At 57.2% G+C, this 15,087-nt stretch carries 15 protein-coding genes; 9 read left to right on the forward strand and 6 right to left on the reverse strand.

What is annotated here, in order from left to right; all coding sequences use genetic code 11:
* Nucleotides 1–12: 12 nt before the first annotated feature.
* The 6 genes from BY454_RS05115 to BY454_RS05140 all read right to left on the reverse strand — a co-directional run bounded on the left by BY454_RS05115 (nucleotide 13) and on the right by BY454_RS05140 (nucleotide 8,159).
* Nucleotides 13–2,151: an adenosylcobalamin-dependent ribonucleoside-diphosphate reductase gene (locus BY454_RS05115; protein ID WP_104415750.1), complete on the reverse strand. Its 2,139-nt coding sequence runs from the start codon at nucleotides 2,149–2,151 to the stop codon at nucleotides 13–15.
* Nucleotides 2,152–2,415: 264 nt separating this feature from the next.
* Nucleotides 2,416–3,210, reverse strand: coding sequence for an ABC transporter ATP-binding protein (locus BY454_RS05120; RefSeq protein ID WP_104415749.1), 795 nt, complete (start codon nucleotides 3,208–3,210; stop codon nucleotides 2,416–2,418).
* A gap of 9 nt (nucleotides 3,211–3,219) precedes the next feature.
* Complete coding sequence (locus tag BY454_RS05125) at nucleotides 3,220–4,122, reverse strand: ABC transporter permease (RefSeq protein ID WP_104415748.1); 903 nt, start codon at nucleotides 4,120–4,122, stop codon at nucleotides 3,220–3,222.
* Between the two features lie 68 nt (nucleotides 4,123–4,190).
* Nucleotides 4,191–5,162 carry an ABC transporter substrate-binding protein gene (locus tag BY454_RS05130; protein WP_104415747.1) on the reverse strand — a complete coding sequence of 324 codons (972 nt, stop codon included), beginning with the start codon at nucleotides 5,160–5,162 and terminating at the stop codon, nucleotides 4,191–4,193.
* Between the two features lie 154 nt (nucleotides 5,163–5,316).
* A complete protein-coding gene (locus BY454_RS05135; protein WP_104415746.1) occupies nucleotides 5,317–7,005 on the reverse strand; it encodes an ABC transporter permease in 1,689 nt (562 codons plus the stop codon).
* A 137-nt stretch (nucleotides 7,006–7,142) separates the two neighbouring features.
* Nucleotides 7,143–8,159 carry a Fe(3+) ABC transporter substrate-binding protein gene (locus tag BY454_RS05140; RefSeq protein WP_104415745.1) on the reverse strand — a complete coding sequence of 339 codons (1,017 nt, stop codon included), beginning with the start codon at nucleotides 8,157–8,159 and terminating at the stop codon, nucleotides 7,143–7,145.
* Nucleotides 8,160–8,341: 182 nt separating this feature from the next.
* Between BY454_RS05140 and BY454_RS05145 the strand changes: the two genes are divergently transcribed.
* The 9 genes from BY454_RS05145 (at nucleotide 8,342) to BY454_RS05185 (ending at nucleotide 15,059) form a co-directional block, all read left to right on the forward strand.
* Nucleotides 8,342–8,614, forward strand: coding sequence for a PilZ domain-containing protein (locus tag BY454_RS05145; RefSeq protein WP_104415744.1), 273 nt, complete (start codon nucleotides 8,342–8,344; stop codon nucleotides 8,612–8,614).
* A gap of 115 nt (nucleotides 8,615–8,729) precedes the next feature.
* Nucleotides 8,730–10,028 carry an HD-GYP domain-containing protein gene (locus tag BY454_RS05150; protein WP_104415802.1) on the forward strand — a complete coding sequence of 433 codons (1,299 nt, stop codon included), beginning with the start codon at nucleotides 8,730–8,732 and terminating at the stop codon, nucleotides 10,026–10,028.
* 111 nt (nucleotides 10,029–10,139) lie between these two features.
* Nucleotides 10,140–11,090 (forward strand): ABC transporter ATP-binding protein, encoded by a 951-nt coding sequence (locus tag BY454_RS05155; RefSeq protein WP_104415743.1) that lies wholly within the window; start codon nucleotides 10,140–10,142, stop codon nucleotides 11,088–11,090.
* Complete coding sequence (locus BY454_RS05160) at nucleotides 11,087–11,860, forward strand: ABC transporter permease (protein ID WP_104415742.1); 774 nt, start codon at nucleotides 11,087–11,089, stop codon at nucleotides 11,858–11,860. Before BY454_RS05155 ends, BY454_RS05160 begins: the two co-directional genes overlap by 4 nt.
* Before the next feature lie 19 nt (nucleotides 11,861–11,879).
* Complete coding sequence (gene queF / locus BY454_RS05165) at nucleotides 11,880–12,698, forward strand: NADPH-dependent 7-cyano-7-deazaguanine reductase QueF (RefSeq protein ID WP_104415741.1); 819 nt, start codon at nucleotides 11,880–11,882, stop codon at nucleotides 12,696–12,698.
* A gap of 31 nt (nucleotides 12,699–12,729) precedes the next feature.
* Nucleotides 12,730–13,293: a nitroreductase family protein gene (locus tag BY454_RS05170; RefSeq protein ID WP_104415740.1), complete on the forward strand. Its 564-nt coding sequence runs from the start codon at nucleotides 12,730–12,732 to the stop codon at nucleotides 13,291–13,293.
* A gap of 189 nt (nucleotides 13,294–13,482) precedes the next feature.
* On the forward strand, nucleotides 13,483–13,881 hold the full coding sequence (gene flgB, locus BY454_RS05175) for a flagellar basal body rod protein FlgB (RefSeq protein WP_104425542.1): 399 nt from the start codon (nucleotides 13,483–13,485) through the stop codon (nucleotides 13,879–13,881).
* A 33-nt stretch (nucleotides 13,882–13,914) separates the two neighbouring features.
* Nucleotides 13,915–14,364, forward strand: coding sequence for a flagellar basal body rod protein FlgC (gene flgC, locus BY454_RS05180; RefSeq protein ID WP_104415739.1), 450 nt, complete (start codon nucleotides 13,915–13,917; stop codon nucleotides 14,362–14,364).
* A 17-nt stretch (nucleotides 14,365–14,381) separates the two neighbouring features.
* On the forward strand, nucleotides 14,382–15,059 hold the full coding sequence (locus BY454_RS05185) for a flagellar hook assembly protein FlgD (RefSeq protein ID WP_104415738.1): 678 nt from the start codon (nucleotides 14,382–14,384) through the stop codon (nucleotides 15,057–15,059).
* Nucleotides 15,060–15,087 lie beyond the last annotated feature (28 nt).

A 15,087-nucleotide genomic window follows, 5' to 3' on the forward strand; every position in this document is an offset into this window, starting at 1 on the left:
TCGGTTCCCGGATCAGTACTTGCCGTAGGTGCCTTCTTTGAGGGCATCGAAGAGGTTCGCGGCGTTGTGGATCTCGCCGTCGTACTCCACTTCTTCGTTGCCTCGCAGGGTCACTTTGCTGCCGTCGTCCAGGGTGAACTCGTACAGAGTGTTTTCAAGGTCTTTTTCCTTCACCAGTACGCCCTGGAAGGCTTCCGGGTTGAAGCGGAAGGTGGTGCAGCCCTTCAGGCCCTTATCGTACGCGTACAGATAGATGCCCTTGAAGTCCGGATAAGGGAATTCGGTGGGCACGTTGGCGGTCTTGGAAATGGAGGAGTCCACCCACTTCTGAGCCGCCGCCTGGATGTCCACGTGCTGCGCCGGAGTTACGTCATCCGTGGTGGTGAAGTAGTCCGGCAGTTTTTTGTCTTCGTCCTCGGAGAATGGCATCGCCGCCGGGTTCACCAGGTGACGGTAGGCCAGCAGCTCAAAGCTGAACACATCCACTTTTTCCTTGGTCTTTCGGCCTTCGCGGATGATGTTGCGCGCGTAGTGGTGCGAGAAGCTCGGCTCAATGCCATTACTGGCATTGTTGGCCAGTGACAGGCTGATGGTGCCGGTGGGCGCGATGGAAGTGTGGTGGGTAAAGCGACCACCTTTTTCGATCAGCTGTTCGATCAGCTCCGGCTCCACATCGGCAATCTGCTGCATGTAACGGCTGTATTTGGCGTGAAGCACCTTACCCTTGAGCTTGTCGCCCACGCCGAAGCCGTCTTTGGCCAACTGCGGGCACTTGTTCAGCATTTTCGGGGTGACTTCAAAATCGTCTTCCATGATCGGCGCCGGGCCTTTTTCAGCGGCCAGGGCGAGGGACTGGCGCCAGCCTTCCACGGCCATTTCGCGCACCACTTCCTCGGTGAATTTCACCGATTCCTCGGAACCGTAGGGCATGCGCAGCATGGCCAGGGTAGAGCCCAGACCAAGGATGCCCATGCCGTGGCGGCGCTTGTAGGTAATCTCGTGGCGCTGCTCCGGCAGCGGCAGGCCGTTGATTTCCACCACGTTGTCCAGCATACGGGTGAAGATGCCGACAACTTCACGGTATTTCTCGTAGTTGAAGCTGGCTTTCTCGGTGAACGGGTATTCCACGAATTTGGTCAGGTTGACCGAGCCCAGCAGGCAGCTGCCATAGGGGGGCAGGGGCTGTTCGCCACAGGGATTGGTGGCGCGGATGTCTTCGCAGAACCAGTTGTTGTTCATCTGGTTGACCTTGTCGATCAGGATGAAGCCCGGCTCAGCGTAGTCATAGGTGCTGGTCATGATGGTGTCCCAGATGAACTGGGCTTTCACCGTCTTGTAGATACGGCAGGCAACCTTGCCTTCGTCGTTGACCACATAGCCTTCCTGTACCGGGAAGTCGCGGTACACGAACTGGGTCTCGTCGGCCAGGTTCAGGGCCTCGTCTTCCACTTCTTTCTGGGTAACCGGGAACGACAGGTGCCAGTCATCGCCGTTTTTCACCGCTTCGATGAAGTCTTCGGTGATCAGAAGAGACAGGTTGAACTGGCGCAGGCGACCGTCTTCGCGCTTGGCCTGAATGAATTCGATAACGTCCGGGTGATTGACGTCAAAGGTAGCCATCTGGGCACCGCGACGGCCACCGGCAGAGGACACGGTGAAACACATGCGGTCAAAGATGTCCATAAAGGACAGCGGGCCGGAAGTGGTGGCGCCGGCACCGGCAACATAGGCGCCGCGCGGACGCAGGGTGGAGAACTCATAACCAATACCGCAGCCAGCCTTGAGGGTGAGGCCCGCTTCGTGGTTTTTCTCCAGAATGTCGTCCATGGAATCATGAACAATGCCGGATACGGTGCAGTTGATGGTGGAGGTGGCCGGCTTGTGGGCCTCTGCACCGGCGTTGGAGGTAATGCGTCCGGCGGGAATCGCTCCGTTCTGCAGCGCCCAGATGAAATTCTTCATGTGTTTGGCGCGCACGGATTTGTTCTCGACTTCGGCCAGCGCTTTGGCTACCCGCTCGTAAGTCGCGTTGATGTTTTTGTCGACAGGCTCGCCCGTTTTGGTCTTCAGCTGGTATTTGCTGTTCCAGATATCGAGCGATGCTTCCTGCATGGGAATCGTTGTGACCACTGCCTGTGCCTTTGCGTTCATTGCCACCCTCGGTTTTCAGTATGTCTGTGTTAGCCGGTGATTTCCTGCGCACCGGCGCTTGCCTGGCAACCCTAGATATGGGTTTAAGTTGGAAGGAGTATAACAGGATATTGTGTTCTGTGAATAAGAGAGGAACTATTACCCGAGCGTTCCGGGCAAGGAAAATCAATGGAAAAAGACTTGAATTGTGGTGAGGCCCGGTAAATCAGGCGCTTGCCGGAAAGGGGGTGATGGGACCCCATTTCCGGCTTGGTGGAAGAGTGATCAGCCCAGCAGTAGGCTGTCGTCGTCGACCTGAAGGCCTCGCTGTTTTTCGAATAGCCCAAGCAGGTCTTTGACCTCCAGACCGTCGCGTTCCTTGCCGCTGATATCGAACACCACTTGGCCTTGATGAAGCATCACCGTGCGGCTTCCCACCTCCAGTGCCTGTTTCATGCTGTGGGTGACCATCAGTGCGGTCAATTGCTGGGTGGCGATGATGTGTTCGGTCAATTCCAGAACGAATCGCGCGGTTTTCGGGTCCAGTGCGGCGGTATGCTCATCCAGCAGCAGAATGCTGGAAGGCGTCAGGCTGGCCATCAGCAGGCTGACAGCCTGACGCTGGCCACCGGAAAGCAGGCCCATCTTGTCGCCCAGGCGATTTTCCAGCCCGAGATTCAGTGACGACAGGCTATCGCGGAACTGCTTCATGTACTGCTTTTTGACGGCAGAGGTCAGCCCGCGGCTCTGGCCCCGCTTGATCGCCAGAGCCAGGTTTTCCTCAATGGAGAGGTTTTCACAGGTGCCGGCCAGGGGGTCCTGGAATACCCGGGCCACCCGGTTGGCGCGTTTGTGGGTCGGCAGGCGGGTGACGTCCTGGTTATCGACCACGATTTTGCCACTGTCCACCAGAACTTCGCCGGCAAGGGCATTAAGGAACGTGGATTTACCGGCGCCGTTACTGCCAATCACGGTAACAAATTCGCCCTGGTTCACCGTCAGGCTCATGCCCCGCAAGGCCGGGTTTTCCAGCGGCGTTCCCTTGCCAAAGGTCAGTTGCAGATCGGTTGCGCTGATCATGGTTGCTCCTCAGGCTTGTTTGCGGGTAAGGCGATGGGCGATTTTGGTGCGCACACCCGGCAGCACGATGGCCAGGGTGACCAATACGGCGGTAATCAGGTTGAGGTCCTGCGCCTTGAGGCCGAGGGCGTCTGCGTTCAGGGCAAAGGCGATAGCAAGACGATAGACAATGGCCCCGATGATACAGGCAATTAGGGCGCGCACCACCGTGGAGGGAGTCAACACTGCTTCACCGCCAATCAGTGACGCCAGGCCAATAACGATCACGCCCACCCCCATGGTGACGTCCGCAGCGCCCTGACTCTGGGCAAACAGGGCACCGGCCAGGCCCACCAGGCCGTTGGAAAGTGCTACACCCAGGACAATCATGGAGCCGGTGGCTATGCCCTGTGCACGTGCCATGCGTGGATTCGCACCAGTGGCCCGCATGGCCAGGCCGGTCTCGGATTTCATGAAACGCCAGAGCAGCACGAGAACTACCACGGCGACGACCATAAACAGTAGTACCGGCACTTGATGGAACTTCAGACCGAGTTCGTACCAGGGCGTCAGTACCGTTTCTTCACCCAGCAATGCTACGTTGGGCCGCCCCATAATTCTCAGGTTGACTGAGTACAGTGCAATCATAGTCAGGATGGAGGCCAGGAGATTGAGTATTTTGAGCTTGACGTTTAACAGGGCGGTCACCGCGCCTGCAGCCATGCCGGCAATGATGGCCATACCGGTGGCCAGCCAGGGATTCCAGCCGCCCATGATGAGTACGGCGGCAACGGCGGCACCGAGTGGGAAACTGCCGTCTACCGTCAGGTCGGGGAAGTCCAGAACACGAAACGAGATGTAGATACCAAAGGCAACCAGGCCATAGATGAGGCCGGTTTCGAGCGCGCCGTAAAAAGCGATTTCACTGAGCATGGGTATTGTTCACCGTGAAAGAAAACGGGCGGGCCCTTGTGGGGTCCGCCCGTGTTGGTCAGGCGTTATCAGTCGTTTTTGACGACTTTCGTGGCGTCCTTGATGAGGTCTTCCGGCAGGGTGATACCCATGCGCTCGGCGGCGGCCGGGTTCACATACAGATCGAGTTCTTCCATGATTTCAACCGGGGTGGTTGCGGTATCCGCACCTTCGAGGATGCGGGCAACCATGGCGCCGGTCTGGCGACCGTGCTTGTAGTAGTTGAAGCCCATGGCGGCAACGGCGCCACGCTCAACGGTGGCGGTATCGGCCGCGAACACCGGGATGTCGGCACGCTCGCCCACAGACACCACGGCTTCGGCGGCGCTGATGACGGTGTTGTCGGTGGTCAGGTAGATGGCGTCCACTTTACCTACCAGGGAGCGGGCCGCGCCCAGCACTTCAGAGGTCTTGGTGGCGGCGCCTTTTTCCAGCTTCAGGCCGCGTTCGGTCAGCTTTTCTTCCAGCAGCTCAACCAGGGCGGCGGCATTGGCTTCGCCCGGGTTGTATACGGTACCGATGGTCTGAACATCAGGCATGGCGCGCTGAATCATGTCCAGGTGCTTGTCGATGGGCAGCATATCGCTGACGCCGGTGATGTTGGCGCCGGGCTTTTCCCAGCTCTGGACCAGCTTGGCAGATACCGGGTCGGTGACGGCGGAGAAGACCACCGGGATGTTACGGGCTGCCGCGGCAACGGTCTGGGCAGACGGGGTTGCGATAGCGACGATCACATCGGGGCTTTCACCGACAAATTTGCGAGCGATCTGTGAAGCAATGGCGGAATTGCCCTGGGCACTTTCATGCATCACTTTGAGGTTTTCGCCTTCGCGGTAGCCACGTTCGGCCAGCTCGTCTTTGACACCTTCATATGCTGCATCCAGAGCGGGGTGTTCAACGATCTGGGTAATGGCAACAACACGGGGTTCTTCAGCTTGCGCCAGGGTGGCTGCAGCGAGCAGCGAGGCGCCAATCAGGCTACACAGAAATTTCTTGGCCATATGCCGGTCTCCGAGTCAGTTACGGGTTGGTCCGCCCAGTGCCTGGGCACTGCAGGAAGGTGGCAGAGTTTACCACAGGGTTGTGGGGGGCGGGCTATATCTGTCAACACTTTATTCACATGATCGCTTATGTTGCGGCCTGATCGTGGCGGAGTCAGGCCATTGTCCGGGACTTGGAGATGGAGCGGTTCATCAGAAGTATGGGGATGATGCCCGCCAGAACGATAATCAGGGCCGGAAGCGCGCTGTGTTGCAGCATTTCATCCGAGGCAAACTGGTACACATAGGTTGCCAGGGTTTCGTAATTGAAAGGGCGCAGGATGAGGGTGGCGGGCAACTCTTTCATGCAATCGACAAACACCACCAGTGCGGCAGTCACCAAAGTGCCCCTAAGCATCGGCAGGTGCACTTTCAGCAGGGTGTTACCCGGGGTGTGGCCAAGGGAGCGCGAGGCCATGTCCATGCTGGGAGTGACTTTCTGTAAGGCGCTTTCAACGCTGCCGGCCGATACCGCCAGAAAGCGGACGGTATAGGCAAAGACCAGTGCGAAGGCACTGCCACTGAGCAACAGGCCGGTGCTGAACCCGAAGTAGTCCCGCATCAGGCTGTCGAGCCAGTTATCGAAACCGGCCAAGGGTACAATCACACCCACCGCAAGCACGGCGCCTGGCATTGCATAACCAAGGCTGGATAGGCGCATGAGAATCTGCATGCCACGGGTGTCATGCAGGCGGCGGCTGTAGGCCAGGGTGACGCCAATCAGCAGGGTGGTGAGCGCGGCTGCGCTGGAGAGGAAAAGGCTGTTGAAGGTGTTTTCGATGAAATCCGGTGTCCAGCTTTCATCAAAATAGTCCCAGGCGTAGTAGCCCAGGGTTGTTGCGGGAATCAGGAAACCAAAAATCAAAGGCACGGCGCAGGTCGCCACACAGATCAGTTGGCGTGGAAACGACATGGTAAAGCGGTGGATTGGGTCGCGGTTGTCTCGGGCGGCGTATTGTTGCTGCCGGCGCCGCGAGTAACGCTCCAGGGTTACCAGGATGACAACGAAGATGAGCATGGTGGTGGCGATCTGGGCGGCGCCGCCCAGGTTGCCCAGGTTCATCCAGGTGTCGAACAGGCCGCGTGTGAGCGTCTGGACCGCGAAGAAATCCACCGTTCCGAAATCATTCAGGGTTTCCATGAGCACCAGTGACAGGCCTACGGCAATGGCCGGCCGGGCGATGGGCAGCACCACCCGGAAAAAAGTACTCAGAGGTGAGTGCCCCAGGCTGCGACTAACCGAGAAGAGGGAAGGGGACTGTTCCATGAAAGCAGCACGGGCCAGCAGGTAAACGTATGGATACAGCACCAGGCTGATCATCAGTATTGCACCTTCGAGGGTGCGAATTTCCGGGAACCAGTATTCAGTGGCATTGGCCCAGCCAAACCAGTCCCTTAACGCGCTCTGCACCGGCCCGGCATAGTCCAGCAGGCTGGTGTATACATAGGCGATGACATAAGCCGGGATGGCGAAGGGCAGTAACAGGGCCCACTCGAAAAATTTGCGGCCGGGGAACTCGCACATGGTCACCGCCCACGCGGTTGCCAGCCCAAGGACCAGCGTCAACACGCCAACACCGAGCATCAGTTGGAGGGTGGTGGTGAGATAACGGGGCAAGGTGGTGTTGATCAGGTGGGGCCAGATGTTCTCTTCCGGGAACAGCGCAATAAACAGGACCGACAGCACGGGAAGGGCGACAATCGCTGTGGTAAGCAGGGCGCTGATCATCCAGCGCTTGGAGGTGCGTTTGGCCAGCAACGGCTGGGTAAGCCCGGGATTAGCGCTGGTAGCGACCTCGGTCATGGTGGTCCTGTTGCGTTAGTGGAGATGAGAAAGGTTGCGATTCTAGATCGTGGTTGAGTTTCCTGCAATGATGCGTGTCAGTTTCAGGCGCCTAAAAGCAGAGCGGGGTACCCGAAAGTACCCCGCTTTGTTTGGTTTTACTCGCCGTCGTAGTCGACGCGGTCAACCAGTTTCACTGCGGCGTTGCGGTGTTCTGCAATCTCCTGCAGAGAGAGGTCGTCCGGATGAATTTCGCCCCATTCAGCGACAATGCCGGAAGGCTTGATGTCCGGGTTTGCCGGGTATTCGAAGTTGGCTTCAGCGTAGATGCGCTGAGCTTCCGCTGATGACAGGAACTCCATCAGCTTGATGGCATTTTCCTTGTTCGGCGCGCTCTTGGTCAGGGCGATGCCTGAGATGTTCACATGGGTGCCACGGCCTTCGTCATTCGGGAACACCAGGAAAACCTGCTCAGCGATTGGTCGCTGATTCTCATCCTGCAGCATCTTGCCATAGTAGTAGCTGTTGCCGATGGATAGGTCACACACACCTTCGGCGATCGCTTTGATCTGGTCGCGGTCGCCACCCTGGGGCTTGCGGGCCAGATTGTCTTTCACGCCTTCCAGCCACTGTTCGGTTTTCTCTTCACCGTGGTGAGCGATCATGGAGGAGAACAGGGCAATGTTGTACGGGTGCTTACCGCTACGGGTGCAGATGCGGTCTTCCCACTTGTCGTCAGCCAGCTCTTCGTAAGTGGTGATTTCACCTTTTTCAACGCGCTCCTTGGAGGCGAAAATCAGACGGCCACGGGTGGTCAGTGCGTACCACTTACCTTCCGGGTGACGCAGGTTTTCCGGAATGTTTTCTTTCAGGGTGTCGGTTTCAACACCAGCAACAAGGTCACGCTCAACCAGCTCGTTCAGGCGGGAAATGTCAACGGTCATGACCACGTCCGCCGGGCTGTTGCGGCCTTCGCGCTCCAGGCGCTCCGCCAGGCCTTTCTTGGCGAAGACAACGTTGGACTCGATACCGGTTTCCTTCTCGAAGGCGTCCAGCAGGGGTTCCAGCAGGAACGCCTGACGGTAGGAATAAATGTTGACTTCGCCATCAGCGGAGGCGCTGAGCGGCAGGGTGGCCAGGGCCATTGCAGCGGTTGCGGCGAGCTTCATACGCATGGTGTTGCTCCTTGTAGTGGTAGAAACGGCAGTGGACAGGACTGCGCTTTATTAAAAACGGTAACTATTCTCATTGGCAATCAGATTGTAGTCAAGGCATTCCGGCATGTTCTCTCTAAAATTCCTGTTATGCTTGCCGTCAATCAATATTGGGAATAAAAAATAAACAGGAATTTCGGGTTATGGCGGAAGAGGATCGCAGGCAGCATGTTCGAACGGCGATGAACGCGCGGGTAAAAATCGTTCACCAGAGTTTTGGTGAGTTCTTTTTCAACACCAGTGACATTTCTGATGGCGGGCTGTTTATCGTTATGGAGGACGACACCTTCCGCCCGGAACTGGGTGATCGGGTGACCGTTCAGGTACAGGGTTTGCCGGTACCCGCACCCGTATTGGAGATGTGTGTGGTGCGCCGTACCAACGATGGCCTGGGGCTTCAGTTCGAGAACTGTTGATTGATTCACAGGCTGCCTGTGAGGGTATTCACAGTGCGGCATATTGTCTTAAGTAGCCGGGCGATTATTGCGCTATATTGCTAAAAGGAGTTTAGCGATATTGAAGAGGTGCGTGGTGGGTGTCCAACAGCAGCGAATAGCGGTGCATGATCTTGAGATTGGCATGTTTGTGTCAGATCTTGATCGACCATGGCATCAAACACCATTTCCCATTCAGGGCTTCCATATCCGTTCCCAGAGCGATATCCAGGCCCTCATTTCCCACTGTCGTTGGGTCATGATTGATGTGGAAGAGGGGCGAAGCTCCACAGCAGTCAAGAGCGCTGGGTTTGGCAAGCAGTCTGCGCTGCGGGGGAAAGGGCGGGAGCAGCTCAAGTTACCCCCACTGAATATCCGCCAGCCCGTCAAATACGGCACCGAAACCACGTTGGATAAGGAACTGAAAGCGTCCAAGCGACTGCTTGCCGATGCCGAACAGGCCTTACAGAAAACCTGGGAGACGCTCCAGGCTGGGGAGACGGCGGACCTTCGCCCCGCTGCCGAAGTGACCCGCAAGATGGTGGACAGTGTGATTCGCCAACCGGACGCCCTGTTGTGGCTGAGCCGGACCCGTCAGTTTGACGACTTTATCTATCGGCACGCCCTCAACACCGCCGTTTGGGCATTGGTGTGTGGTCGGCAACTGGGCCTCAAAGAGGAACTGCTTAATCATCTCGGGCTTGGTTGTCTGCTATCTCAAGTGGGTAAGACCACGCTGCCCCGGGAATTGTTGCGACACGAGCGTCAGCTGTCCCAGGATGATTACACCCGTTATCGCAGCTATGTTACCAGTGGTGTGGAGATGCTGGAGGAGGCAGGTCTGCCCAGGGCGGTAATGGCTGTTGTCGAATACCACCGGGAGCGGCACAACGGTTCCGGTTTTCCCAAGGGTATTCGTGGTGACCGTATTCCGGTGCTGGCAAAAGTGGCCGGTATCGCAGAGTTTTTTGAGTCGTTGATCGCTCCACGGGAGGATCACGCCCCGCTGACGCCAGCCAAGGCCGTCGCGCTTCTTTATGAAATGCGCAACATCGAATTTCAGGAAGATCTGGTCGAAAACTTCATTCAGGGTATTGGCGTGTATCCGACCGGCTCACTGGTCGAGTTGTCTGACGGCCAGCGGGGCATTGTGGTCTCACACTCGCCAGAGCGCCGCCTCTGGCCTCGGGTGATGGTAATGCAGGATGCCGACCACAACCCTCTGAAATCCTCACGGGTTATCGACCTCGCTCGTTTTAACGAGTCCCGTCCTCCCTCTGAGACATTGACCGTGCGTGCATGCCTACCCGATGGCACCGGGGGGTTGGATCCCACCAAATACGAAGTAGCCGGCACCGAGCCACGCTGGTCTCTGGGGCGCCTGATTGGTCGATAACTGGCATTTTCGCCGGTGGCCCTTGAATTTACGCCTGACGCCTCAACTAAATAGCACTCTATTCTTATGGCCCGCCTGTGCGGGCTGTTTTCGTTGATAACGGTAGGATTTATGACCTGTGCACTCGAAATAGAGGGTCTGCATAAAAGCTACGGTGATGGCTTTCAGGCGCTCAAGGGCATTGATCTGCAAGTAAAGGAAGGTGACTTTTTTGCCCTCCTGGGTCCGAACGGGGCCGGCAAATCCACCACGCTGGGTATTGTCTCATCATTGGTGAACAAAACCCGAGGCACGGTGCGTGTGTTTGGCCATGATATCGACACCGACCTGGCTGGTGCCAAGCTGAATCTGGGCGTGGTGCCCCAGGAGTTCAACTTTAACCAGTTCGAGAAAGTGTTTGATATTGTCACCACTCAGGCTGGTTACTATGGCATTCCGCTTAAGCAGGCCAGTGTCTCGGCGGAAAAATACCTGAAAAAGTTGGGGCTATGGGATAAGCGCAACACCCCCGCGCGCATGTTATCCGGCGGAATGAAGCGCAGGCTGATGATTGCCCGGGCGCTGGTCCATGAGCCGCGGTTGTTGATTCTGGATGAGCCCACCGCTGGTGTGGATATCGAGTTGCGCCGCTCCATGTGGCAGTTCCTGGAAGAGATGAACCGTCAGGGCACCACCATCATTCTGACGACCCACTATCTGGAAGAGGCCGAAGCGCTGTGCCGGAATATTGCCATCATTGATCACGGCGAGATTATCCGCCACACCAGCAAGCGGGAACTGCTGCAGCAATTGAGCGTGGAAACTTTCCTGCTGGACACCGCTGAGCCTCTGGATGCTGCCCCGGATCTGGCGGATTACCGGTGTATCCTGAATGATGAAGGAAGCCTGGAAGTTGAGGTGACCAAAGGGCAGGGGCTCAATCCGCTGTTCACGGAATTGGAAAAGAACGGAATCAGGGTGCTGAGTATGCGTACCAAGGCCAATCGCCTGGAAGAGCTGTTTGTGCGAATGGTGGAGGATAACGCTCGCGAAAATCGGCCGGCCGGGGAGGTGCGGGCATGACTTGGCAAGCACTCTGGGTGGCCTTTGTCACGATCGTTGTCCGGGAAGTTCGCCGCTTTACCCGTATCTGGGCACAGACACTGCTGCCGCCAGCGGTCACCATGACCCTCTATTTCATTATTTTCGGCAACCTGATCGGTTCCCGGATTGGTGACATGGGTGGGTATGACTACATGCAGTTTATTGTGCCGGGGCTGATCATGATGGCGGTGATCACCAACTCCTACGGCAATGTGGTGTCTTCTTTCTTCTCCATGAAATTCCAGCGCAGCATTGAAGAGTTGCTGGTGTCGCCGGTGCCCAACTGGACCATTCTGGCCGGGTACGTGGCCGGCGGTATGGCCCGCGGTTTGAGTATCGGGCTGATTGTGACTCTGTTGTCACTGGGTTTCACCCATCTGTCGATTCATAACCTGCCGATGGTGGTTATCACGGTGTTCCTGACCTCGGCGCTGTTCTCGTTGGGTGGGTTTATCAATGCCATGCTGGCCACCAAGTTTGACGATATCTCGATTGTGCCAACGTTCATCCTGACGCCCCTGACCTACCTGGGGGGTGTCTTCTACAGCATCGAGCTTCTGCCGGATTTCTGGCGCGGCGTATCGATGGTCAACCCCATCCTGTATATGGTGAACGGCTTCCGGTACGGCATACTGGGTGTTTCGGACGTTAATCCGTTCGTTTCTCTTGGTATGATTCTCGTCTTTATTGTGCTGCTTGCCACTGTTGCGCTTCGTATGCTGGCAAAGGGCAAGGGCATTCGTCACTGACACGTTGGATACCTCATTCATGGCTTTGGACAAGGCGCCGCTGGGCAAAACCAGCGACTACCCGGATCGCTACGATCCCACACTGCTGTTTCCGGTTCCCCGGGAAGAAAATCGTCGCCGCATCGGCCTTCACGATGGTCGTTGGCCGTGGTTTGGGGAAGATCTCTGGCAGGCCTGGGAAATTTCCTGGCTGCGCCCTGGTGGTGTGCCCGCGGTGGCCTGGGCGGAAATCCGTTTTCCGGCCGCCTCGCCAGCCATTATTGAGAGTAAATCACTGAAGCTATACCTGAACTCCTTCAATCAGGCGGTGTTTTCCTCGATTGAGCAGGTCCAGCACACCATGGAAATGGACCTCTCCAGTGCCTGTGGTGCCGCTGTCCACGTGTTGGTGCACAGTGTGGATGAAGGGGCGCCTGCTGTTGGTCGACCGGAAGGCTACGACCTGATTGACGACCTGCCGGTGGAAAACGTGGTTTACGAGTATGCCCCTGAATCCCTCTCAGCGGATGGCGATACGGTGACAGAACAGCTGTGTTCCCACCTGTTGAAAAGTAATTGTCCGGTGACTGGCCAACCGGATTGGGCAACGGTGCTGATTCGCTATACCGGGCCGAAAATCGATGCGGCCGGCCTGCTGCGTTACATTGTTGGGTTTCGCCAGAAGCAGGATTTCCATGAGCATTGCGTGGAAACTCTCTTTACCGACCTGATGGAACACTGCCGGCCATCGGAGCTGATGGTGTGCGCGCGTTACACTCGTCGGGGAGGACTGGATATTAACCCCTGGCGCAGTACCAGCCCGGCGGACGGACCCGGGCCCCGGCTGGTTCGCCAATAAGTTGGACCGCTGAGGCGGGACGGGAGAGCATATGAGTACGGTTACCCGGTTTTTGCTGAATCGCACCTCCGAACCCCGATTGCAGGCACCTGCTCCGGGAAAGGAGGTGTTGGAGCAGGCTTTCCAGTGTGCGGGCAGGGCACCGGACCATGCCCTGCTGAGGCCATGGCGCTACCTGGTTCTGGAGGGCGAGGCGCTCACCCAGCTGGGTGAGGCTTTTGCCGGTGCCTGTGCGAACAATGCCACGGAGCAGGAGCTGAAAAAAGCACGAAATGCCCCCCTGCGGGCACCGATGATTATCGTTGGCATCGCATCCCCAAAGCAGCATCCGAAGGTCCCCGAGGTCGAACAGATCCTGGCCGCCGGTAGCGGCATGACCCTGCTATCCCTGGCTTTAAACGATGCCGGGTTTGGCACCATGTGGCGTACCGGCCCGGTCGCTTATGCCCAGAGTGTCCACTCGGCGCTTGGTCTGGATGAGGCTGAGTCCATCGTCGGGTTTCTTTATACCGGCTCGGTGATTGCGGAAAAGCCTCGTGTGCCACGGCCGGAGAACAGTGAATTTGTTGAGTATCGTCAGAGCCTTGACCGGTAGGAAAGGCTTTGCCGTATTGTTTCGCCCCCGTCGGTTTTATGCCGCCTGAAATTTGATCACCTCCCCGCCAGCCCGCACCGTTGCGGGCTTTTCTAATTCTGGCATCACCCTTGCATTTCCTCTGGCAGAACGCAAAAGCGGCAAACCGGCAACGATTCCGGAGGCCGTTGCAGATTTCCGGAGGCAAAGATGGCAATCAGTTTCGACAACGCGCTGGGTATCCACGAGCACGCACTGCAGGCCCGTGTGAAGCGTGCCGAGGTATTGGCAAACAACCTCGCCAACGCAGATACCCCGGGCTACAAGGCTCGCGACATTGATTTTCAGGCGATGATGCAGAAAGCCCAGAACTCCATGTCGGGTTTCAATATGAGCACGACCAACAGTGGTCACATGGATACCTCCAGCCCTGGCGCCGATGGCGATCTGCTTTACCGTACGCCGAATCAGCCGTCCATCGATGGCAATACCGTAGAGGCGCAGAGCGAACAAACCCGTTTCATGCGCAATGCCATGGATTACCAGGCGAGTTTTGAATTTCTCAGTAGCAAGTTTGCCGGCCTGAAAAAGGCCCTGAAGGGCGAATAAGCCTCGATTAACTGATTTCTGAAGGAGACAGTCATGTCACTGGGCAACATTTTTGATATCGCAGGTTCCGGCATGACCGCGCAGTCGCTGCGCCTGAATACCACGGCCTCGAACATTGCCAATGCGGAAACGGCCAGTTCCAGCACTGAAACCACCTACCGGGCTCGAAAGCCGGTGTTTGCCGCCATTCAGCAGTCCATGCTGAACCCGGGACAGCAAGCCTTTGGTTCCAGCGGCGATCAGGGGCCGGGGGCTGGCGTGAAGGTGGAAGGCATTGTTGAAAGCGATGCCGAGCTGCAAATGCGCTACGAGCCAAATCATCCGGCCGCCAATGAAGACGGTTACGTGTATTACCCGAATGTGAATGTGGTGGAAGAGATGGCGGACATGATGTCCTCGTCCCGAAGCTTCCAAATGAACGTGGATGTGATGAACGCCACCAAATCCATGATGCAGCGTGTTCTGACACTGGGTCAGCAGTAATTAGGTAGGAGATAATCATGAGCGCAGTGAATTCCGCAGCAGCCTCAGACGTACTGAGCCAGTTTCAGATCCAGCAGGACAAGCAGGCCAAGGGCGGCAGCGAGCTTGGCAAAGACGCTTTCATGGAGTTGATGCTGGCCCAGATGAAGAACCAGGACCCGCTCAAGCCCCAGGAAAATGGCGACTTTGTGGCCCAGCTGGCCCAGTTCAGCTCCCTGGAGGAAATGCAGAATCTTTCCGGCACTGTCGACGATGTGGCTGGCCAGTTCCGCTCCAGCCAGGCATTGCAGGCCTCGGCGATGGTGGGCAAGAGCGTCCTCGCGCCCTCAAACGTTGGCATTCTGGGTAACGATGGTTCTATGACCGGGACCATTGATGTGCCTGCGTCTACCGGTGGCCTTCGGCTATCAGTCATGAACAAGTCCGGCGAGCTGGTCCGCCAGATTGATATGGGCAGCAGTGAACCGGGTGTGGTGTCTTTCGATTGGGACGGCAAAGATGGCAACGGCAATTCCTTGCCGCCCGGCCCCTATGTGATCAAGGCAGAGGGTTCCTATCCATCTGGTACGGAACAGCTGGGCACCATGGTAAGTGCCAACGTGGACAGTGTCTCCCTTGGCCAGGGTGGCAGCATCACCCTGAATCTGGCCGGCATGGGCTCCCTGCCGCTGTCCGAAGTCAAACAAATTAACTGATACTGGCGTCCGACCAGGAGGTATGAGT

The organism is Marinobacter persicus (assembly GCF_002934325.1).
In the GTDB taxonomy this organism is placed as follows: domain Bacteria; phylum Pseudomonadota; class Gammaproteobacteria; order Pseudomonadales; family Oleiphilaceae; genus Marinobacter; species Marinobacter persicus_A.

Coding starts and splice junctions, on each gene's coding strand:
- BY454_RS05115 (WP_104415750.1), bottom strand. CDS start 2,151: ATGAACGCAAAGGCACAGGCAGTGGTCACAACGATTCCCATGCAGGAA.
- BY454_RS05120 (WP_104415749.1), bottom strand. CDS start 3,210: ATGATCAGCGCAACCGATCTGCAACTGACCTTTGGCAAGGGAACGCCG.
- BY454_RS05125 (WP_104415748.1), bottom strand. CDS start 4,122: ATGCTCAGTGAAATCGCTTTTTACGGCGCGCTCGAAACCGGCCTCATC.
- BY454_RS05130 (WP_104415747.1), bottom strand. CDS start 5,162: ATGGCCAAGAAATTTCTGTGTAGCCTGATTGGCGCCTCGCTGCTCGCT.
- BY454_RS05135 (WP_104415746.1), bottom strand. CDS start 7,005: ATGACCGAGGTCGCTACCAGCGCTAATCCCGGGCTTACCCAGCCGTTG.
- BY454_RS05140 (WP_104415745.1), bottom strand. CDS start 8,159: ATGCGTATGAAGCTCGCCGCAACCGCTGCAATGGCCCTGGCCACCCTG.
- BY454_RS05145 (WP_104415744.1), top strand. CDS start 8,342: ATGGCGGAAGAGGATCGCAGGCAGCATGTTCGAACGGCGATGAACGCG.
- BY454_RS05155 (WP_104415743.1), top strand. CDS start 10,140: ATGACCTGTGCACTCGAAATAGAGGGTCTGCATAAAAGCTACGGTGAT.
- BY454_RS05160 (WP_104415742.1), top strand. CDS start 11,087: ATGACTTGGCAAGCACTCTGGGTGGCCTTTGTCACGATCGTTGTCCGG.
- queF (WP_104415741.1), top strand. CDS start 11,880: ATGGCTTTGGACAAGGCGCCGCTGGGCAAAACCAGCGACTACCCGGAT.
- BY454_RS05170 (WP_104415740.1), top strand. CDS start 12,730: ATGAGTACGGTTACCCGGTTTTTGCTGAATCGCACCTCCGAACCCCGA.
- flgB (WP_104425542.1), top strand. CDS start 13,483: ATGGCAATCAGTTTCGACAACGCGCTGGGTATCCACGAGCACGCACTG.
- flgC (WP_104415739.1), top strand. CDS start 13,915: ATGTCACTGGGCAACATTTTTGATATCGCAGGTTCCGGCATGACCGCG.
- BY454_RS05185 (WP_104415738.1), top strand. CDS start 14,382: ATGAGCGCAGTGAATTCCGCAGCAGCCTCAGACGTACTGAGCCAGTTT.